The sequence below is a fragment of the Collinsella sp. AK_207A genome, assembly GCF_902501965.1.
GTDB lineage: Bacteria > Actinomycetota > Coriobacteriia > Coriobacteriales > Coriobacteriaceae > Collinsella.
This window is the reverse complement of record NZ_CABWID010000014.1, coordinates 130420-151343: the sequence shown is the minus strand read 5'-3', so window position 1 is coordinate 151343 and position 20924 is coordinate 130420. Positions and strand designations below refer to the sequence as shown.

The window sequence follows — 20924 nt, the reverse complement described above, 5'->3', positions numbered from 1 at the left end:
GCGCCGGAACGAGTGTTCGTGTATCATTATCTTCGAACAGTTGTTCCTGTCAATCAGATTTCGAACAATTGTTTGCATAGTCCGTCAACGCTTGAAGGGAGCGACCATGACGCGCAAGGTCACGAAGCGCCAACGGCAGATCTACGAGTACATCAAGGAGTATCAGAAGGAGAACGGGTACCCGCCGAGCGTCCGCGAGATGGCGAGCGCCGTCGGCCTCTCCTCCCCCTCCACGGTGCACGCGCACCTCTCTGCTCTCGAGGAGCGCGGACTCATCAAGCGCGACGCCTCCAAGCCGCGCGCGCTGGAGGTCTTTAACGAGGACGGCACCTCCACCAAGCCCACGGAGTCGGCGAACGCGACCCCGCACGGCACCGTGGCGCTCCCGCTCGTCGGCCGCGTCGCGGCAGGTCTTCCCATCCTGGCCGAGCAGAACATCGAGGACACCTTCACGCTTCCCACCGAGATCGCCACGGATGCGAGCTCGTTCGTCCTCGAGGTCCACGGCAACTCGATGGTCAACGCAGGCATCCTCAACGGCGACTACATCGTCGTACGCGAGCAGAAGACCGCCATGAACGGCGAGATCGTCGTGGCGATGATCGACGGTGACGCCACGGTGAAGACGTTCTACAAGGAGCGCGGCCGCGTTCGCCTCCAGCCGGAGAACGACGCGATGGAGCCCATCTACGCGGACAACCCGACCATCCTCGGCAAGGTCGTCGCGCTCATGCGCCGGTTCTAGCGGGTTCTCGCAATGTCGCACGCCCCTGAACACCAGGCAACGCCCGAGACCGCGCACCGCCGCATACCCTTCTTCGATGCGCTACGCGGTCTCACCATCTGTTCCATGGTGGCATTCCACGCATCCTACGACCTCGCGTATCTCTACGGCATAAGCATGCCGTGGTTCACGGTGGGACCGTTCCAGGAGATCTGGCGCTCGAGTATCAGCTGGACATTCCTCGCCCTCGCGGGATGGATGACGATCTACTCACGGGACAACTTCAAGCGTGCCGGCGTTTACGGGCTCTCGGCGCTCACGGTCTACATAGCCACCACGGTCGCAGCCGTGGATACGCCGGTGAACTTCGGCATCCTCTTCTGCATGGCGGCGAGCACGCTCATCTTCGCGCTTGCGGAACCGGTCCTGAAACGCGTCCCTCCCCTTCCGGCCCTTATCGTGTTGCTCGCGCTCTTTGCCCTCACCTGGCAGGTACCGCATCGAGCCTATGAGGTCTGGGGACTCAGCTGGCTCGGATTCCCGAGCCCCACCTTCGCCTCGGGCGACTACTACCCGCTCGTACCCTTCACGTTCATGTATCTTGCCGGGTCATATGCCGCGAACCTTTTCAAGAGGCACTTCGGAACAGGAGCCCCCGCATGGATGTATGCCCGCCGTGTGTCACCGCTCGAAGCAATCGGGCGGCATAGTCTGCTCATCTACCTTGCACATCAACCGCTCGCCCTCTTGGCGCTGAACATCGTGTTCGGCTCCTAGCCGTTCGGCGCCAAGACGTTCTCAACGCGCTCGCCCAACTCAGGTGAAGCTTCATGATGAATGAAGCAACGCGCGTTCGAGCGCATCACCTCGCTCCTGAAAGAGGCTGGATGCCTGAACCACGTGATTCTCGTAGGCTCCTGGGCCGAATTCGCCTACCGGGAAGCAGGGATCCTGCCCGGGTTCGTCCCCACTATCCGTACGCTCGACGTCGACTTCCTCGTAAGGAACCTGCACCGACCGAACCCTCCAGGCGTGCCAAGACGTATTCGAGGCCTTGCGACCCTACAGAACCCGATAGCGCTCAAGCTCTGCTGCGAGCCGGGGGGCCGCCTTAACGACGAGGCGCGTTCCCTCGGGCAGGTACTCCTCGTTCAAAACGAGCGCTTGCTCATGCAATGTCTGAAGGAGCGCGCCCTCACGATACGGTATGACCGCCGTGAGCAATCTGTCCGCCGACGACGCCTCGCGAGATAATCGCTCCATGAGCTCGTCGATGCCGAAACCCGAGCTTGCAGAAACCACCACGGCATCGGGGTGGCTCCTCGCAAGCCCCATTCGCTCGGAGGGCTCAAGCAGATCGACCTTGTTGAAAACGGTGATCGCACGGCGTTCGTCGGCGCCGATGTCGGCGAGCACGGATTCCACCGCTGCAAGATGGCGCTTCCAGTCATCATCAGAAACATCCACGACCTTGCAGATCAGATCGGCGGTCAGAACCTCGGAGAGGGTTGACTTGAACGATTCGACGAGCGAGGTCGGCAGCTTCTGGATGAAACCGACCGTATCGGTGACGGTAACGACCCGGCCACCGGGCAGGGCAAGGGAGCGCGTCGTCGGATCCAAGGTGGCGAAGAGCTTGTCCTGCGCGAGCACGCTCGAGCCCGTTAAACGGTTCAGCAACGAGGACTTCCCCGCATTGGTATAGCCTGCGAGCGCGATGCGGAACGCCGGGGATTCCACGCGGGCCCGGGATTGCACCTCGCGGCGTCGTTCCAGCGTCTCCAGCTGCCGGCGGAGCGCCGCGATTCGGTTACGGACCATACGGCGGTCAACCTCAAGCTGGCTCTCGCCCTGCCCGAACCGGCTGCCGATACCGCCGCGGGTCTGCTCCTTGGCGAGATGGGTCCACATGCCCCGCAACCGGGGAAGCAGATACTGCAGCTGCGCCAACTGGACCTGCAGGCGGCCCTCGCGCGTCTTTGCGTGCCGCCCGAAGATATCGAGAATGAGCGCCGTGCGGTCGATGATCTTCACCGGTTCGCCCACGGCGTGCTCAAGGTTCGATTGCTGCGAGGGAGTCAGCTCGTCGTCGAAGATCACGACGTCGATCGAGAGCCGGCGCACCATGCCGACCAGCTCCTCGACCTTTCCGGAACCGATGAAGGTGCGTGGCACCGGTCGGTCCAGACGCTGCGTCAAGCGGGCGACGACCTCGGCTCCCGCCGTATACGCCAATCGCTCGAGCTCATCGAGCGAGCGGTCGACGGGCCAGGGCGATGAGGCGCGATCGATTCCAAGAAGCAGCGCGCGCTCGGGCACGGGCGCGGTCTCGATGTAGGAGAACCTACCCATGAGCTAACCCATCAACCCCTCGAGAATCGCATCCGCAGCGCCCGCCACGCCCAGCTCGTCCATATCGAGCCAGATCGTCCGCGAATCGCGCCGCCACCAGGAAAGCTGCCGCTTGGCATAGCGCCGAGAGCGCTGTTTGATGGCCTCCACGGCGTCGTCCAGACTGCAGGAGCCTGCAAGGGCACCCATGATCTCCTTGTAACCGATCGCCTGGCGAGAGGTAATCGCCTCACCAACCCCTTCGGCGACCAAACCGCGCACCTCGTCGAGAAGGCCCGCGGCCATCATGGCGTCAACGCGTGCGTCGATCCGCCGATAGAGCCGATCACGATCGCGGGTAAGGGCGAAAAGCCGATACGGGTAATGGGCCACGGGCGTGGAAAACCCCACCTTCTGCTCAGCGTAGCTCTTCCCCTCATCGAGCATCTCGAGGGCGCGCACCACGCGCCGCACATTGTTGGGATGGATGGCCTCAGCACTCGCGGCATCGCGCCGGGCGAGCAGCTCATGGAGGCCCGCGGGGCCAAGCTCCTCGGCAAGCTCCTGGTAGCGACCGCGCGCAGCCCCCTCAACATCGCCTGCCGGGAACGCCATCTCATCCAAGGCAGCGCGTACGTAGAGCCCTGTGCCGCCGCAGAGCACCGGTATCTCGCCCCGATCGAGCAGGGCATCGATGGCCGCACGGGCATCCCGCTGGTACAAGGCGGCGGAATAGGATTCGCGAGGCTCCACCACATCCACAAGCAACAGGGGCGCCCGACGCTCGGCTTCGGACGTCTTCGCCGTGCCGATATCCATGCCGCGGTACACCTGCATGGCGTCGGCAGAGATCACAGAGGTGCCCAGACGGCAGGCAACCTCATCGGCGACGGCGCTCTTCCCTACCGCCGTTGGACCAACGACAGCCAGCACCGAGGGGCGAGGATCCGAATCCCCAGCGGTCATCGAGGCCCACCGACGAGCTGACCTGAAAGGTACCAGGTGCGCGCGAGGTCGACGTCCACGTCAACGATCCTGCCCACATAGTCCTCCACCTGCGCGCCTTCGGGCAGCGGGCAGTGGACCGTCTGGTTCCACGGGCTCTTGCCCTGGAGGACGCGATCGTTCTTCTTGGAGGAGCCCTCGATGAGCGCGGGCACGCGGGTGTGCAGGGCACCCTGGTTGAAGTCGTACGCCGTGGACTCGATGACCTTCACCAAGCGATCGAAGCGACCGAGAATCACCTCGCGCGGCGTGGGATCGTCGATTTTGGCGGCAGGCGTGCCGTCGCGCTTGGAGTAGATGAAGGTGAAAGCCTGGGCATAGCGGACCTGCTCGGCCAGACTGAGCGTCTCCTCGAAATCCTCCTCGGTCTCACCGGGGAAGCCCACGATGATGTCGGTGGTGAGCGCGATGCCGGGGACCTTCTCCCGCACGGCGTCTACGAGCTCGAGGTAATACTCCCTCGTGTAACGTCGGTTCATGGCCTTGAGCACGCGCGTGGAGCCGGACTGGACCGCCAGGTGCAAATGGGGCATGACAGCCGGAAGCTCGGCCATGGCGTCGATGGTCTCAGGCAGGAGATCCTTTGGGTGCGAGGAGGTGAAGGTGATGCGTTCCACGCCGGTATCGCCAACGCGCCGCAGCAGCTCAGCGAAGCGCGGCTCGCCGAAGAGGTCGCGCCCGTAGGAGTTGACGTTCTGACCGAGCAGCGTGACCTCGCGCACGCCCTGTCGCACGAGCCCCGTCACCTCGTCGACTACCTGCTCCATGGGCCGGCTCTTCTCGCGCCCGCGCACGTAGGGGACAATGCAGTAGGTGCAGAAGTTGTTGCAGCCCGTCATGATGGGAACCCACGCATGGTAGCTCGTCGCACGGTGCCAGGGCATGCTGGTGGCATCGACGGCCTCGTGCTCCTCGGTGCGCACCTGGCGGCCGCCCTGCTCGAAGGCGTCCGCGATCAGCTCCCCCACATGCGCGATGGAATGCGTGCCGAAGATGACGTCGACGTTATCAACGTTCGTGAGCAACCCCTCGCCATCGCGCTGCGCAATGCAACCGCCCACCGCGATCACACGCGTGCCGGATGGCGCGGGCGGCAGGCTCTTGCAGGAGTTGCACTGACCGTAGAGGCGCGTGTCGGCGGCCTCGCGCACGCAGCAGGTCATGAAGACGACGATATCGGCTTGAGCGGGTTCCGCGACCTCGAGGGCGCCGAGCGAATCGAAGAGCCCGCTCACGCGCTCGGAGTCGTGCAGATTCATCTGGCAGCCGAAGGTGCGGATGAAGTAGGTCTTGCCGCGAAGAGTGGACGTCGTCATCTCCTACCCCACCTCGCGCATGCCGCCGATGGAGGCATCGGGGTCCACGCTCGAGACGGAAAGGTGGTGCACGTAGATCGACAACCTGATCGCGGTCCGGGATTCTCCGTTGATGAGGATATCGGAGAAGACGGGGGCGCAGGAGATGTCGAGACCCATGGGGATGAGGAACCCGCGCGCGATGGCGATCGCCTTGATGGCCTGGTTGACGGCACCAGCGCCCACGCACTGCAGGTTGACGGGGACACCGTCCTTTACCATGCCGGCGATGGCGCCGGCGACGGATGCGGGGGATGACTTTGAAGAGACTTTGAGGAACTCCACGTGTTCTCCTGCGTTTAAGCTGCGTTTTTCATACGCGGTAACTCTATCACCGGCGAGACCGACGGGCAAGCAGGCTATTCCTCCTGACCCAGGTCGAACGTCACGGTGATGCGGTCGCGCGTGACGCGGATGCGGGGCGTACCGGAAAGATTCAGGTAGTAGCGCTCGGCCAGAGTCGAGAAATCGCGCTCCACGGCCCGGGAGAACGTTGAGAGGTCGTCACGCGAGATCTTGAGTCCGCGCCGGTCGCGCGTAAGGTCGACGGCGCTGGGCGTGGCGGAGCGGTCGCGCTGCCGGAGAAGCCGCGCAGCAACGCTTCTCACCGGGGCGATCTGCCCCGCGATGATCCGATGGGCGGTGCGCTCGGAGATGGTGAGGCCGAGGGAGCCCGCGATGCGCATGAGGTCCTCGGCATCCGCTGCGGAACCCACGCGATCGATAACGGGCAGCTCGGAGGCATCGTCGATGAAAAGCAGACGGCTCGCGTCGAGCTTGCCCTGCGCGTGGTCGTAGAGCGTCGCGGCGATCTCGGTGGGAGTACCGAGGTAGACGTCGCAGCCGTTCAGCTCCTCGAGCGAGAACTCGGCGGCGGCACGGGCGATGTTATGGGGGCCGCGGGAACAGGCCCAGGCACCCTCCTCGTCGCGAGCGGCCTGCGGCCAGGTGGACTGATCGGCACGCTCCGGAAGCACCTCGCAGTCGGCAACCACGAGAAACGACGAACCCAGCCCGGGAGCGGAGGCGACCACGCGGGCCACCCGCGTGTTCTGGCGGATGGAGAAGAGCGCCATGCCACGCCCGTGCACGCCCCACCGGTCCATCTTCATCGACTCGAGCTTGGAGGTCACGCGCGCATCGAAGATGCGCTCCCGCATGTCCGCGGGAACACCCGCCCCGTCGTCAAGGAAAAGGAGGGTGCGAACACCCTCCTCCTTGGACGTGGCGAGATAGATCTTGCTCGCGCCCGCATCGCGGGCGTTGCGCAGCATCTCGATGACGATATCCTCAACATGCTGGATATCGTGCTTGGCCTGGCGACGCTCGGCCTCGGAGACGCGAAGGCGGACGAACCCCTCGCCGAGGTTCTCCTCAACGCGCAGGTTTCCCTCACCCGACATGGAGGCGATGAAGGAGATGAGGTCGTTCGTCTCGGCCATGGGCACCTACTTGGCGATATCGACGGCGCGGCTCTCGCGGATCACCACGACGCGAACCTGTCCGGGATACTCCATCTCCTCCTCGATCTGGTGCGCGATGTCGTGCGCGAGGACCGTGGACTGGGCATCGGAGATCTTCTCGGGCTGGACCATGACGTGGACCTCGCGGCCGGCCTGCATGGCATAGGTGCGCTCGACGCCGTCGTAGGAGTTCGCGATCTCCTCGAGCTTCTCCAGGCGCTTGATGTAGTTCTCGGCGGACTCGCGACGAGCGCCGGGACGGGAGGCGGAGATGGCGTCGGCGGCCTGCACGAGCACGTCGATCACGGTCTCGGGATCGACATCGCCGTGGTGCGCCTCGATGGCGTGGACGATGACCGGCTTCTCGCCGTAGCGACGGGCGAGGTCGGCGCCGATCGTGGCGTGCGGGCCCTCGACCTCATGGTCGACGGCCTTGCCGATATCGTGCAGCAGGCCGGCGCGGCGGGCGGTGCGCTCATCGGCGCCGAGCTCGGATGCCATGATGGCGGCGAGCTCGCCGACCTCGATGGAGTGGCGCAGCACGTTCTGGCCGAACGAGGTGCGGTAGCGGAGCGCGCCGAGCGTCTTGACGAGCTCTGGATGAAGGTCGTGGATGCCGGCATCGAAGCAGGCCTGCTCGCCCGCCTCCTGCACGCGCTGCTTCACGAGCGACTCGGCCTTCTGGTACATCTCCTCGATGCGCGCGGGATGGATGCGGCCGTCGGCGATGAGGTTCTCAAGCGCCACGCGCGCCGTCTCGCGACGGACGGGGTCGAAACTCGAGAGCACGACGGTCTCGGGAGTGTCGTCGATGACGAGGTTCACGCCTGAGACCTGCTCGAAGGTGCGGATGTTGCGACCCTCGCGACCGATGATGCGGCCCTTGAGGTCATCGGAGGGGATATGCACGGAGGTGACGGTGACCTCGGCGGTGTGATCGCTCGCGCAGCGCTGGATAGCGAGGGAGATGATCTCCTGCGCGGTCTTATGGCACTCGGCGCGCACGTTCTGCTCGGACTCGCGGATGATGCTCGCGGCCTCGTGGGTCACCTCGGAGCGAACGTTGTCGAGCAGCTCCTGGTGGGCGTCCTCGCGGGAGAGGTCGGCGATGCGCTCGAGTTCCGCCGTCTGGCGCTCGTAGAGGTCGTCGAGCTCGCGGGAGCGACGGTCGAGCTGACCCTGCTGGCTGGAGAGCTGGTGCTCGCGCTTGTCCAGAACATCGTTGCGGCGGTCGAGGGACTCCTCGCGCTGCATGACGCGGTTCTCGAGGGTACGGATCTCGGCCTTGCGCTGCTTGTCCTCGGCCTCTGCCGCCTGGCGGTTCTTGAGGATCTCTTCCTTGGCCTCGAGCAGCGCCTCCTTCTTCAGGGTTTCCGCGGCCCGCCGTGCATCGCTCACGACCTGCTCAGCCTCGGCGTGTGCGGACTGCACCTTGCTGTCCGCCTCACGGATGCTGCTGGCCTTCGAGCTGCGCATGGCAACCACGGCGACGACGACCCCGAGCGCGAGGCAGACGATGCCGATAATGATTTCCATGGTTGTGACTCCTTTAAGACTTCCTGTGCATACCAAAACGCACCCGTCTCTCGACGGGCGCTGCATCTGCCGGAATATGGTCATCCCCGGGAACCGGATTTGTATCATCAAGCTCATCTGTGATGAGCGCATACGCCTTGCAAATGATGTACCCATCGTAAGGTGTGGCAGGGTCGATGTCAAACGAGGCGAACTGGATCAGGGACCGTACCAGCAGCGCGACCGTTCACGACGCGGTATCGGCCAATCGCTCGCGCACCGCGGCAGAAGCGACCTCGTAGGAAAAACCCTTCGTCATGAGAAAGCGCGTGAGCTTTTCGAAAGCGCGGTTCTCGGGGACGCGCTTGTGCTCGAGCAACGCCGTGGCGCGGGCGCCATCGTCCTCGGACGTGAAGTAGGCATCGGGGTAACCGGGCAACTCCGCAGGGTCGGTTCCCTTCCGTTTGAGCTCCACCTCGATCTTTCTCCTCCCCCATCCGCGCCGCTTGCGCTCTTCGATGAAGTAGGACATGAAGCGAGCGTCATCGAGGTAACGGCGCTCGATACCGCGCGCGATCGCGGCATCGAGCTCCTCGTCGCGGAATCCGTACGCGGCGAGCTTCTCTCGTGCCTCGGCGGCGCTGTGGTCCCGACGCCCTAGGAGCTCGACGAGCATGGTGAGGCAGACTCGACCCTCGAGCGCGTGAATGGCATCGAAGGCATCGTCCACGTCAAGGGGGAACGACAGGCCCTCATCGCGGAGGAGCCGTGCGGCCCGTACGGGGACGACGATGTCGCAGACGCCGCCGTTATCGAGCTTGACCGCGACCTGGGCCATGGGTTTGCTCCGACTGAAGGAGGAACGGGCACGCCGCTCCTCCTTCGTCGGGAGCGCGATCTCCATACCGACGGCTTGTGTCATGGGTCGCTATGCCTTCGGGGCGTCGGAGACGTCGCCGAGCGCGGCATCCGCCGGCACATCGACGGCCACACCCACCGGCTCATCCTCGAAGTCGAGACCGCAGGCGACACGGACCTTGTGCTCGATCTCGTCCATGAGCTCGGGGTTCTGTCGCAGGGTCTCCTTCGCGGCCTCGCGGCCCTGGCCCAGGCGTTCCGGCGCCTCCTCAGCGTCGTCGGGATTCTGGCGGTAGGTGTACCAGGCACCGGATTTGGTTACGATGCCGTAATCGACGCCCATGTCCAGGACCGAGCCCTCCTTGGAAATGCCCGTGCCGTACATGATGTCGAACTCAGCGGTCTTGAAAGGCGCGGCAACCTTGTTCTTGACGACCTTGCAGCGCACGCGGTTGCCGATGATCTCGTTGCCGTTCTTGATGCTGTCGATACGACGGATGTCGATACGGACCGAAGAGAAGAACTTGAGCGCGCGGCCGCCCGTGGTGGTCTCGGGGTTGCCGAACATGACGCCGATCTTCTCGCGCAGCTGGTTGATGAAGATGCACGTGGTCTTGGATTTTGCCAGCGAGCCCGCGAGCTTGCGCAGGGCCTGACTCATCAGACGGGCCTGCAGGCCGACGCTGGAGTCTCCGATCTCGCCCTCGATCTCGGCGCGCGGGGTGAGCGCGGCGACGGAGTCGATGACGATGACGTCGATGGCACCGGAGCGCACGAGCATGTCGCAGATCTCGAGCGCTTGCTCGCCCGTATCCGGCTGTGAGATCAGTACCTCGTCGATATCCACGCCGATGCGCGCCGCATACGAGGGATCGAGCGCGTGCTCGGCGTCGATGAAGGCGACGACGCCGTCGCGCGCCTGCGCCTCCGCCAGGATCTCGAGCGAGAGCGTGGTCTTACCCGAGGACTCGGGTCCGTAGATCTCGATGATACGGCCACGGGGCACGCCGCCGATGCCGAGCGCGCAATCGAGCGCGAGGGCCCCGGTGGGAATGGCCTCGACCTCGAGCTGCGGATCGTCGTCCCCATACTTCATGATGGAGCCTTCGCCGAACTTCTTGAGGATGGCAGCCTTGGCATCCTCGATGCGTTTCTCGCGCTCCTCGCCGGTCGAGGGCTGGTGGATCTCCTTAACGGGTGCGTCCTTCTTGGCCATGCGGCTCTCCTCCTCGCGTTGCTGTCCCGCGCATTTTACAACGAACAGCTGTTCGTTGCAAGACCTTGCGGACATCGTATCAGGGAAGTTCTGAACCAGATTACGAGCGATCTGACACATTGCTGAACCAGATGCCGGGGCAACCTACACCTCGCAGCTCAGAGGGCCAACCAGCCAGCCTAAACGGCGGCCGTCACCATCAAAAGGCGACGAAACCGCCAGATTCCCCACTACAGCAACTCGAGCAGGAGCTCGAGTGCCCGTGCCGCCGCGGCACGCCGCACGACGTTGCGCTCCCCCGGAAACGTGCAGCGAAGCGTCTGAACACCCCCTGCGGAGGCAAGTCCAATGTAGACCGTCCCGGCCGGGTCCTCGGGAGTACCCCCGCCGGGCCCCGCATATCCCGTCAAGCTCACGGCGAGGTCGGATTCGAACAGCCGGCGCGCGCCCGCGGCCATCTCCCCCGCCGTCTCATGGGACACCGCTGTATGCTCGACCAAGGTTTCACTCGCCACCCCGAGCACGCGGTGCTTGATCTCGTCGCAATAGGTAACGGCCCCGCCGCGCAACACGGCAGACGATCCGGGAATGTCCGCGATCGTGGACGCGACCATACCCGCCGTGCAGGATTCCGCCGTGGCGACGGTCAGGCCCGCCTGAGATGCCCTGTGCACGAGCTCCGCTGCCAGATCATCAGCGCTGCATTGACTCGTCATGGATTTCTCTCCCCTCACGGGCGTGGACGTCCGCGCCGTCTGGTGTCGCGCTTCATCCGTGCGCATTCATGTACCGCACCCGAACATAGCACGAAACGGGGACGGCCGCACCGATGCGCTCGGTGCGGCCGTCCTAAGACCGTATGACCGCGTGCGACCCGAAAGGTCGACGCTGCAGCGCGCTACTCAGCGCGACGGCGCTTGGACACCGCGGCGCCCAACGCGATCGCGGCGGCACCGGCCAGGGCCGTGGCGCCGATGGCCGCCGGGAACGCATCCCCGGTCTGGGGCAGCGCCGCTTTCTTGGAGGCCGCCTTCACCTCGCCGTCGGAGGCCTTCTTAGTACCCGGGGCCTTCTCGTTCCCCGGCTTGGCCTCGTTTGCACCGCCCTGCTGCTCGGGCGTCTCATCCTTCTTCCACTGCGCGTAGAGCGTGAGGTCGGAGGTCACCGGCGTGCTGAGGTCGTACGGCTTCGTCCCCTCCTTGTCAAAGGACAGGCCCGCGAACGTGTAGCCGGCGCGCCGCGCCTCCTCAATCGTGAGTAGCTGGCCGTCGGGCACCTTCACGACCTCGGTATCGTCGGCGTCGTTGCCGTCGCCGTTCCGGTCGAACCCGATGTACACGGTGACCGTATGCTCCTTGGCCACGGGCTGTCCGGCACGCACGGTCACGACTGTGCTCGCGGTCTTGTCGCCGAGGGTGAAGTCCACCCGGTAGGTGCCCTCCTTGCCCGCGACGAGGTCGAAGAAGCCGTTTGAGCCGTTCTTCCAGACGGTCACCTTCACGTCATCCGACGAGAGGTCGACGGCCGTGCCGTCGGCCGTCGCGCTCGTCACCAGCGCCCGACGGATGTTGGCGTCTCCGTTCTTATAGGAGCCCTTGTAGCCGAAGAGGCCCTTGGCCTTCTCGGGCGTGTACGTGGCGGAACCGACCGCGGAAAGCTCGTACTTCGTGGTGCGCTCCCACTTGGCGTAGACCGCGAACCACGGCGAGGACACCACCGTGTCGGCGCTCGCCGGCTGCTGGTAGCCCGCATCGAGGAACCAACCGTCGAACTTCCAGCCCTCGCGGGTCGGGACCATCTCGAAGCCCTCGACGTCACCGAGCTTATCGCCCACGCGGGCGGAGAGGATCACGGATGCGACGCCGGTGTTCTCAGGGTTGCCGAACACGTGCAGGTCGGCCTTCTGGGGCGCCTTCTTGAAGAGCAGCTCGGCGCCGGAGCCCGTCTTCACATACCAGCTGGTACCGGTGGCGCTGAGGGTCTCGAAGGTCGCCGTGAGACGGGAGCCGTCCGCGTCGAGCGCGTAGTCGTCGCCGATCTTGGGGTTCACGTACCGCTTGGCAACCGAGGGATCGATGGTCACCGTGACCTCCCAGGTGCCGTTCGCGCGCTGCACGGGCTCGCTCTGAGCGGTCACGAGCTGGGAAAGTGCGGTGGCCGGCACATAGGTGAAGGTGGCGTCGGTGTAGCCCGAACCCCTGTCGACGCGAACGCGCACGGAACCATAGGTGTTGATCTTGTCGGCGAGGTTGAATGCGGGCGCCGACGGCTTGGAGGTCTTGGCGATGGTCACCTTCGTAGACGCGGAGACGGAGCCGATCGTGAACATGACGGTGAACACGCTGCCCACCGTTGCGTTCTTGAAGGCCTTATAGCTCACGCTTCGACCGTTGGCGTCAGCGTAGGAGACCTGCACCTGGTCGACCACGTCGTTGCCCTTGTCGTCGACCGCCTTGGTGACCAGCAGCTGCGCCAGCTCCTTGTTGAACGCCTTGAAGTTGTCGGTCTGGTCCTTGCCCACCGTCGCCGTGGCGGGAGCCTCGAGCGTGTAGGCGGCGCGCACGGTCACCGTGGTGACCTTGGTGATGCCCGCATAGGTCCACGTGATGGTGTAGGTGCCCGCCGCCGTGGTGTCTTTCAACCAGTCTGCCGCCACGTACGTCTTGCCGGCGGCGTCCTTGATCGTGTAGTCGACCTTGGTGTCCGCCACCTCCTGGCCCTGGGCGTCCTTGGCCGTCACCCTGAAGAGGTCGTAGATGCTTGAGGCGGCCTTAAGGTCGGCCTGGGACAGGTTGGCGCTCTCCCGCACCGCGAGCTCAGGCTGCGCGGCGGCCTTCTTCTTAAAGACGAGGGATGCGCGATCGCTGCCGCTCGCGTAGTACGTCTTGTATCCCGCACTCACGCCGTTCGTGCGGTACTCCAGGGTGAGCTTGGAGCCAGCGGCGTCGAGCTGGTAGTCGGATGGATCGGGCACGGCCCATTTGGGCGCGAAGTTCGCGGGGTCGATCTTCCTGGTGTCGAGCGTCACCTGGGCGACCCACTTGCCGCCCTGCTCCGCCGGACCGGACACGAGCGTGGCGCCGCCCGCGGTCTGGAGCGTGACGGAGTCCGCATAGACCTGCTTACCGTTCTCGTCAACGAACCGGTAGGAGACCGCGCCGACATTGGTCAGGTAGTCGTTCACATTGAACGCGGGCGCGGACGGCGCTGCAGCGGCATCCGCGGCAGCGGCGCCTTCTGACGTGCCGGCCACAGGCGCTGCCGGCTCGTAACCTTGGGGGACCTCCCCGGGCGCTGCGGCCTCCTGACCCGCCTGAGCGAGTTCAGCGGAGGCATCACCCTGCGCAGCCCGACCGTCCTCGGCCGCGGCACCGGAGTCTACGGCATCGGTCTGGGCAGTATCGGCCTGCTTCTCCTCAGCCTGCGAAGCCGTGTCCCTCGCCGGAGTGCCCTGGGCTGCGCCGGCGAGCCCGGCGGTCACGGCGGCGGGCTGCTGGGCATTGAGCTCGGCAGCAAGCGCTGAGGTAGGCGTTGAGTTGAACAGCAGCACCGCTGACATGGCCGTCGCGAACAGTTGCTTCTTGTTCATGACAGGTTCCTTCCCTTCATGTTTCGGTGGAAACAATCCGGGAACCAGTGTGGCGTACAAGGGACCGACTTCTGAAAAGTGTCGGTAACGATACCGCAAGGCTCTATATGGGAACGATTAAATCAGCAGCTCAGACGGAGGATAGGAAGGTGCCGCGCGGCGGGTAGCGGCGGTAAGTTCCCCTACACGCGGAACACGATGTGCCGCGCGTTGTAGAAGTACTGCACGCCCGAAACGATGGTAAGGACCACGGCGATGCCGAAGAGAACCTGGCAGACCATCCAGAGCCCGAAGGGCATACCCGAATCGGCCACGACAGGCAGGAGCAGGAAGCCGCAGAGCGCCATCATGGTGGTGGCCGTCTTCCACTTGCCGAGCTTGTCGGCTGCGATGACCTGGCCGTTAGCGCTCGCCACCATGCGAAGCGCGCTCACGAGGAACTCGCGGAAAAGGATGATGAAGACCGGCCACACGTTGACCACGCCTTGGGCGAGCAGCACCAGAAGGGCGGAGAACACGAGCAGCTTGTCGGCGATGGGGTCGAGGAACTTGCCGAAGTCCGTGACCTCACCGCGCGAGCGCGCCAGCGTGCCGTCGACCTTGTCCGTGAGGCTCAAGATGACGTAGAGGACGAATGCGACGACGGCCTGCGCATAGGAGCTCATGCCGAGGCCCAGGAACGCATCGGTGGCGAACAGCATGAATACCGGAATGAAGATGATGCGCACGCAGGTGACGATGTTCGCGGGCGTCCAGATGCTCCTGATTTCCTTTTGCTGAGCTTGGGCCATTGGCTTACTACTCCCCTTCCACAACATGACCGACCAGCTCGTAGCAGAAGCTGTCGGTGAACTCGACCTTCAGGATATCGCCCACGGAAGCCTCCGAGGCGTCCAGGTGGACGGCGCCGTCGCAATCCGGCGCCTGGAACCAGGCATGCCCGATGAGCTCGGTGCCCTCGTCGCCCTCCTCGATGCCGTCCACGATGACCTCGGCGACCTCGCCCACGTGCGCGGCGGTGGCGGCGAAGCCGAGGGACTCGGCCAGGTCCATGCCGGCCTGCGCGCGCTCGACCTTGACGTCCTCGGGCAGCTGCTCCATCTCGGCAGCCGCGGTGCCCTCCTCCTGGGAGTACTCGAAGACGCTCGTGTAGTCGAAGCCCGTCCGGTCCATGAAGGCGAGCATGGCCTCGGCATCCTCATCGGTCTCGCCGGGAAAGCCCGCAAGGTAGGTGGTGCGGATGACCATGCCCGGAATCTCGGCGCGCAGGTGCTCGAACAGACGGTCGAGCTCCTCCTCTGAACCGGAACGGTTCATGTCGCGCAGCACGTGGGCGCTGCAGTGCTGCACCGGGATATCGATGTAGGGCAGCACCTCGGGGATATCGCGGATAGCGGCGATGAGCTCGTCGGTCATGCCCTCGGGCTGCAGGTAGAGCACGCGGATCCACACGTGCTCGGGGCGCACGGCCCAAGCCACGGCGCGCAAGAGCCCCGCGAGCGTCCGCGGGCCGTCGCCCACTTGCCCATCATCGAAGTCCTCGCCCCAGATGCCGGTGTCCTGGCCGATGAGCACGAGCTCGCGCACACCGCCGGCCACCAGGTCGCGCACCTCGGCGATGATGCTCTCGGCAGAGCGCGAACGGTACCCGCCGCGAATGTAGGGAATCGCGCAGAAGCTGCAGAACCGGTCGCAGCCGTCGGAGATCTTGAGGTAGGCGACCGCGCCCTCCACAGTACGCTTGACGCTGGGCACATGGCTCGGCGCCTGACGCTCCACCCCAAGAAGCCCGTCCACAACGGAGACGATCCCGTCCTCCTCGTCGGTCCGCACGAAGGCCGCGACCTCGGGGAGCTCAGCAGGGAGGTCCGAGCCGTAGCGCGAAGGCACGCAGCCGCACATGACGATGGGCACCGAACGGGCGCCCGCGGCGGTCTCCTCGGCCAGCTGAATCGTGGTCTCGATGCTCTCGGAGGTGGCGGCGGCGAGGAACGAGCATGTGTTCACGAGCACGAGGTCGGCGCCTGCCGGGGCGTCCACCTCATCATAGCCACCCGCGTTCAGAAGCGAGCGCATGCGGTCGGTGTCCACCTCGTTCTTGGCGCAGCCGAGGGTGATGTAGAAGAGCTTGCCGAAGGACATGGTGCGGGCGTCCCCCTTATCGGTAGTTTGTAAACTGGAGCGGCTGGCCGTAATCCTGTCCCTTCAGGAACTGGATCACGCCCTGCAGCGCGTCCTTGGAGGCGGAGGACACACGTAGGCTGTCGCCGTCGATGGTGACCTTCACCTTGGCCTTGGTGTCCTTGATGTCCTTGTTGATCTTCTTAGCCGTGGCCTGGTCGATGCCCTCGACCACGTGGCCGAGCACGCGCACGGTCCCGCCCGAGGCGGCCTGGGGGTCGTCCCAGCGCACGGCCGAGATGTCGATGCTGCGCTTGATGAGCTTGCCGTTCAGCACGTCCATGATCTGACGGGCCACGAAGTCGGCGGGCGCGGCGATGGTGATGAGCTTCTCCCCCTTGGAGAGCTCGATGGTGGCGCCGGATCCCTTGAGGTCGTAGCGCTGCGTGAGTTCGCGGGCGGTCTGCTGGTATGCGTTGTCGACTTCCTGCATATCGACCTGGCTCACGACGTCGAAGCTTGAATCCTTGGCCATGGGACCTTCCTTTCTGGTAGGGGCGGGATCCGTCCGGACCCCGCCCGATCGTGCGGTGAGGAACCTACGCGGTGGCGGGAGACGACGAGGCCGTGGCTCCGGTAGTCGAACTCGCGGCGTCGCCCGTCGTGGCAGTGGCCGTCGTCGAGGTCGAGGTGCCCGTGGTACCGGTCGCCGTCCCGTCCGTGGAGCTCGTGCCAGACGTCGCCGTCCCGTCCGTGGAGGAGTCCGTCGCGGTGTCCTGCTTGGGCACCGAGATCGTGATGCGCCCCACGCCCGATGACTTGCTGTCGTAGCGGACGCGCGTCCCATCGCGGGTGACCACGATGTCGGAGGGCTTGTCCGTGCTGATCTCGAGCGTACCCGTCACGGTGTAGGTCTTGGAGAAGCCCTTGGTGACGGTTCCCACGTCCTTGTCGTACTGGCCGTCCTGGCGCACCTCGAGCCACGCCGTGGAATCGCCGGTGTACTTGATGACGACCGTGTACTCGGTCGGCGTCGCGTTGGTCGCGGAGGAGCCGGAAGCCGAGTCCGCCGCCGCGGAACCGGAGCCGGCAGTCGTGCTCCCCAAATCGGTCAGGGGCACCGTGCCCTGGGCGGAACCAGCGGAACCGGAACCCGCCGAGGGCTGGGCGTTCGCGCCCGTGCAGCCGCGAACCACGAGCACCACCACGAGGATGAGCAGCACGCCGATAGCGCCGAGGCATCCCATGGCGAAACGCGGGTCGGCTTGAAGGGCCGAGAAGTCGAGCCCGCCGTGCGCGGCGCGTGAACCACCGGAGCGGGGACGGTTGCCGCCCCGCGGGGGTACCGAACCGCGGCCCTGGGGACGTCCGCCGCGGGGGGCGCCGTTGCGGGGCACGCCCTGGCGAACGGGGACGCGCCCGTCAGTTCCGGCACGGCGCGCGAGGGGGGAGCGATCGGTGCCGTCGCCGGCGGCGCCGCGGGACATCGGGCGACGGCCATCGCGCGGAGCAGTTCCCATGCGAGGGTCGCGGGAGCCGCTTGGACTCTGCGGCGGCAGGCGGCGCAGGTCCAAGCGCCCCGTCGCCGCGGGGTCCAGGACGGACGGGTCGCCATACATCGGCATGGCGTCCGACACGTACCCGGCCTGCGGCGGGCGCTGGCCGAAGCGTGAGCCCTGGGTGGGCGCGAGCAGGTAGCGCCCGTTCGCGTTCGCGCTCCGGGGACTGGCGCTCATGGCCGGCGTGAGCAGCGTGCCACCCTTGCCGCCGATCCCGCGCTCATAGCGATGCAGGCCGTCAAAATAGGCCTCGACCACCTCGCGCGGGTTCAGCCCGAGATAGCGCGCATAACTCGAGATCATGCCCTGCGCGTAGCCGCGCTGGGGCATGGCGGCGAAGTTGTCCGTCTCGAAGTACTCGATGATCTGCGGGCGCATCTTGATGGTATTCGCCACCTGCTGGATGGAGAGGCCCATCTGGCGGCGGCGGTTGAGCAGCATCTCACCAAAGGTCATGGCCATCAGTTGTCACCTCGAATCTCTTCCTCGGTCAACGGGCTCTCCAGCGCCTCGAGGGCCTTGAGAGCCTCCATATCGAGCAGGACCTCGCGCGGCTTGGACCCATCGGGCGGCCCCACGATGCCCTTTTCCTCAAGCATGTCCATGATGCGCCCGGCGCGCGCATAGCCAACCTTGAGGCGCCGCTGCAGCCCAGAGGTCGAACCGAGCTGGGAATCGACCACGATACGGGCGGCATCCCAGAGGAGCGGGTCGTCTTCCTGCGGCTCGGGCGCCGCTCCCCCGCCCATGGCGGCGGGCGCTACGGCGGAGAGGATCTCCTCGTGGTAGTCGGCGTGGCAGTGCTCCTTCACGAACTCCACCACAGAAAAAATCTCCTCGTCCGAGACGTAGCAGCCCTGGATGCGCTTGGGCTTGCCCCAGTCCACGCGCGAGAAGAGCATGTCGCCCTGACCGGTGAGCTTCTCGGCTCCCGTCTGGTCGAGGATGACGCGGGAGTCGATGCCCGTGGCCACCGTGAGGCCAATCCGGTTGGTGATGTTGGCCTTGATGAGGCCCGTCACCACGTTGGAGCTGGGCCGCTGCGTGGCGACGATCATGTGGATACCGGCCGCGCGGCCGAGCTGCGCGATGCGCACGATGCTCGCCTCGACGTCCTTGCCGGCGACCATCATGAGATCGGAGAGCTCATCGATCACGATCACCAGATAGGGCAGCTTGGCGGGCGGGTTGTCGTACTTCTCGAACTCGCCGGCCGCCTGCTTCTCGTTAAAGGTCGAGATCTTGCGCACGCCGATGCGCTCGAAGATCTTAAGGCGGCGCTCCATCTCGGAGACGGCCCACTGCAGCGCCGAGGCGGCCTGCTTGGGCTCGGTCACCACGGGGACGTAAAGATGCGGCAGCCCGTCGTAGGGGGCGAACTCCACGCGCTTGGGGTCGATCATGATCAGGCGCACGTCCTCGGGAAAGATGCGCATGAGCAAGCTCATGACGATGGAGCTGATGACCACCGACTTACCGGAACCGGTGGTACCGGCGATGAGCAAGTGGGGCATCTTGGCGAGGTCGGCCACCATGGGCGTTCCCTCGGCGTCGCGGCCGAGCGCGAACTCGAGCGGGCCGCCCTTCACATAGGGCAGGATGTCACCGAAGGAGACCGTCTGGCGGTTCCGGTTGGGAATCTCAATACCCACAAGCGAGGTGCCCGGGATAGGCGCGAAGATACGCACCGAGTCGGTGGCGAGCGTGAGCGCGATGTCGTCTTCCAAGCTGGTGATGCGGCTCACGCGCTCGCCCTCGCCCGGTTGGATCTTGAACGTGGTGACGGTGGGGCCGGCGATCCAGCCCACCACGGAGGAGCGGAGGCCGAACTCCTGCAGGGTGGACTGCAGGGCCGCAGCGGTCTGCTCGAGCTCCTTGGAGGTCGCGGCGGCCCTGGCCGAGTTCGGGCTGTGCCGAAGCATGGAGGCCGGGGGCAGCTCGCGGCCGTCCTCGGCATCCTCGGCGGCGGGCACCACGGGTGCGGCGGCGACCTTCGACTTCGGCTTGGATGCGGGCTTCGGGCCCTCCTGCAGCTTGGCGTCCCACGGCAGCTCGGAGGCCTCATCCTCCCCCGTCGGAGTCTCGTCGGCCGGCGCCTTGGCGGCAGCCGGCTTCAGGAAGTCGGGGATGGGAGGGACGGCGACGGAGCCTTCGGCCCCGGCACCATCGAGCTTGCGGCGCGCGCGTCCGATGACCCCCACCGCGCCGGCGGGTACGGTGGGAGTGGCATCGGACGCGACGGGCATGGCGTCGACCTCGTCCATATGCTCGGCGAAACGCTCTTTCACGGGGATGAGCGTGGTCTTGGCGCGCTCGGCGGAGAGCTCGTCCGAGACGTCCACGAAAGGATCCTCGTCCGGCTGGTCCTCGGGCTCGAGCACCGTGGTCTCGCGGTTGCCGAGGAAGGTGGTGGCAGCGGCGCCGCTCTCGTCGAAGAGCTGCTGCTGGGGCGCCGGTGCGGCGGACCCGGTGGTGCGGGCGCGCGGCGCGGCGGCCTGCGCGGTCACGGGCGCGGGCACGGCCTCGCCCCAGGGATTCGCGTTCTCGTCGACCTGGCGCCGGCGCGAGAGGGCCGCAGCGTGGTCGGCGGCGTCCTGCACGATCTGCGAGACGGAGAGCCCGATCACCACGAGTCCCAGCACGGCGAGGCCGAGCGCCAGCACCACGGCGATGACCTTGCCGAGCGCGCCCTGCAGCGCGGAGGCCACGAAGGCACCCAGGTAGCCACCCGAGACAGAGAGGTTCTCCGGCGCGAACATGGCGTCCGTGGACTGACCGGTGCCGGGAACGAGCAGGGAAAGGAAGGTGCACACGGCCGTGAAGATGAGGGCCACGCCCACGACCGTGCGGGCGCGCACGGGGACCCCGCCGCGCAGGAACAGGAGCACCGCCACGGCGAGGAGCGCGATGGGCAGCACATAGGCCCCCAAACCGAAGCCCAGGTGGTAGAAGCCGGCAATCGCCGCCGCCACGGGAGCGGAGGCGGGCATCACCACGGCGCAGAACGACACCACGGCGACGATGGCGAGCACCACGCCGGCGATGTCGCGCCCCGCGTCGCGGTCGATCAAGGGCTCCTCGGGAGCAGCCTCGACCTCCACGGCGCAGCCCTGGTTGGCCCGCAGCTTGCGCGCGCTCGCCGCCCGGGCCTTGCCGCGCCCCTTTGTCGCCGATCCCCCTTTGGCCAC

The 20924-nt window shown here is 65.9% G+C and carries 17 protein-coding genes; 2 read left to right on the top strand and 15 right to left on the bottom strand.

Annotation, left to right across the window (positions count from 1 at the left end; all coding sequences use genetic code 11):
- Positions 1-106: 106 nt before the first annotated feature.
- Together lexA and GDJ97_RS04115 are read left to right on the top strand one after the other, a co-directional pair.
- Complete coding sequence (lexA, locus tag GDJ97_RS04120) at positions 107-745, top strand: transcriptional repressor LexA (protein ID WP_152069947.1); 639 nt, start codon at positions 107-109, stop codon at positions 743-745.
- Positions 746-757: 12 nt separating this feature from the next.
- Entirely contained in the window at positions 758-1501 is a 744-nt protein-coding gene (locus GDJ97_RS04115) for a heparan-alpha-glucosaminide N-acetyltransferase (protein WP_226808813.1), read from the top strand.
- Between the two features lie 285 nt (positions 1502-1786).
- Here GDJ97_RS04115 and hflX read toward each other — a convergent pair whose 3' ends face one another.
- The 15 genes from hflX to GDJ97_RS04035 all read right to left on the bottom strand — a co-directional run bounded on the left by hflX (position 1787) and on the right by GDJ97_RS04035 (position 20924).
- Positions 1787-3076 carry a GTPase HflX gene (hflX, locus tag GDJ97_RS04105; protein ID WP_152069946.1) on the bottom strand — a complete coding sequence of 430 codons (1290 nt, stop codon included), beginning with the start codon at positions 3074-3076 and terminating at the stop codon, positions 1787-1789.
- A 3-nt stretch (positions 3077-3079) separates the two neighbouring features.
- Positions 3080-4021 carry a tRNA (adenosine(37)-N6)-dimethylallyltransferase MiaA gene (gene miaA, locus GDJ97_RS04100; RefSeq protein WP_152069945.1) on the bottom strand — a complete coding sequence of 314 codons (942 nt, stop codon included), beginning with the start codon at positions 4019-4021 and terminating at the stop codon, positions 3080-3082.
- A complete protein-coding gene (gene miaB, locus GDJ97_RS04095) occupies positions 4018-5376 on the bottom strand; it encodes a tRNA (N6-isopentenyl adenosine(37)-C2)-methylthiotransferase MiaB (RefSeq protein ID WP_152069944.1) in 1359 nt (452 codons plus the stop codon). Before miaB ends, miaA begins: the two co-directional genes overlap by 4 nt.
- 3 nt (positions 5377-5379) lie before the next feature.
- Entirely contained in the window at positions 5380-5700 is a 321-nt protein-coding gene (locus GDJ97_RS04090) for a stage V sporulation protein S (RefSeq protein WP_152069943.1), read from the bottom strand.
- 74 nt (positions 5701-5774) lie between these two features.
- Positions 5775-6857, bottom strand: a complete 1083-nt coding sequence (locus GDJ97_RS04085) for an ATP-binding protein (protein WP_152069942.1) — start codon at positions 6855-6857, stop codon at positions 5775-5777.
- A 6-nt stretch (positions 6858-6863) separates the two neighbouring features.
- Positions 6864-8414 carry a ribonuclease Y gene (rny, locus tag GDJ97_RS04080; RefSeq protein ID WP_152069941.1) on the bottom strand — a complete coding sequence of 517 codons (1551 nt, stop codon included), beginning with the start codon at positions 8412-8414 and terminating at the stop codon, positions 6864-6866.
- 226 nt (positions 8415-8640) lie between these two features.
- Positions 8641-9315 (bottom strand): regulatory protein RecX, encoded by a 675-nt coding sequence (locus GDJ97_RS04075; RefSeq protein ID WP_152069940.1) that lies wholly within the window; start codon positions 9313-9315, stop codon positions 8641-8643.
- A gap of 6 nt (positions 9316-9321) precedes the next feature.
- Positions 9322-10467, bottom strand: coding sequence for a recombinase RecA (recA, locus tag GDJ97_RS04070; RefSeq protein ID WP_152069939.1), 1146 nt, complete (start codon positions 10465-10467; stop codon positions 9322-9324).
- A gap of 230 nt (positions 10468-10697) precedes the next feature.
- Entirely contained in the window at positions 10698-11183 is a 486-nt protein-coding gene (locus tag GDJ97_RS04065; protein ID WP_152069938.1) for a CinA family protein, read from the bottom strand.
- 182 nt (positions 11184-11365) lie between these two features.
- A complete protein-coding gene (locus GDJ97_RS04060; protein ID WP_152069937.1) occupies positions 11366-14056 on the bottom strand; it encodes an InlB B-repeat-containing protein in 2691 nt (896 codons plus the stop codon).
- A 182-nt stretch (positions 14057-14238) separates the two neighbouring features.
- Positions 14239-14847, bottom strand: a complete 609-nt coding sequence (gene pgsA, locus GDJ97_RS04055; RefSeq protein WP_152069936.1) for a CDP-diacylglycerol--glycerol-3-phosphate 3-phosphatidyltransferase — start codon at positions 14845-14847, stop codon at positions 14239-14241.
- Positions 14848-14854: 7 nt separating this feature from the next.
- Entirely contained in the window at positions 14855-16198 is a 1344-nt protein-coding gene (gene rimO, locus GDJ97_RS04050) for a 30S ribosomal protein S12 methylthiotransferase RimO (RefSeq protein ID WP_152069935.1), read from the bottom strand.
- A 16-nt stretch (positions 16199-16214) separates the two neighbouring features.
- Entirely contained in the window at positions 16215-16712 is a 498-nt protein-coding gene (locus GDJ97_RS04045) for a YajQ family cyclic di-GMP-binding protein (protein WP_152069934.1), read from the bottom strand.
- A gap of 64 nt (positions 16713-16776) precedes the next feature.
- Positions 16777-18198, bottom strand: coding sequence for a RodZ family helix-turn-helix domain-containing protein (locus tag GDJ97_RS04040; RefSeq protein WP_152069933.1), 1422 nt, complete (start codon positions 18196-18198; stop codon positions 16777-16779).
- On the bottom strand, positions 18198-20924 hold the full coding sequence (locus GDJ97_RS04035) for a DNA translocase FtsK (RefSeq protein WP_226808811.1): 2727 nt from the start codon (positions 20922-20924) through the stop codon (positions 18198-18200). The genes GDJ97_RS04040 and GDJ97_RS04035 overlap by 1 nt, the downstream gene beginning before the upstream one ends.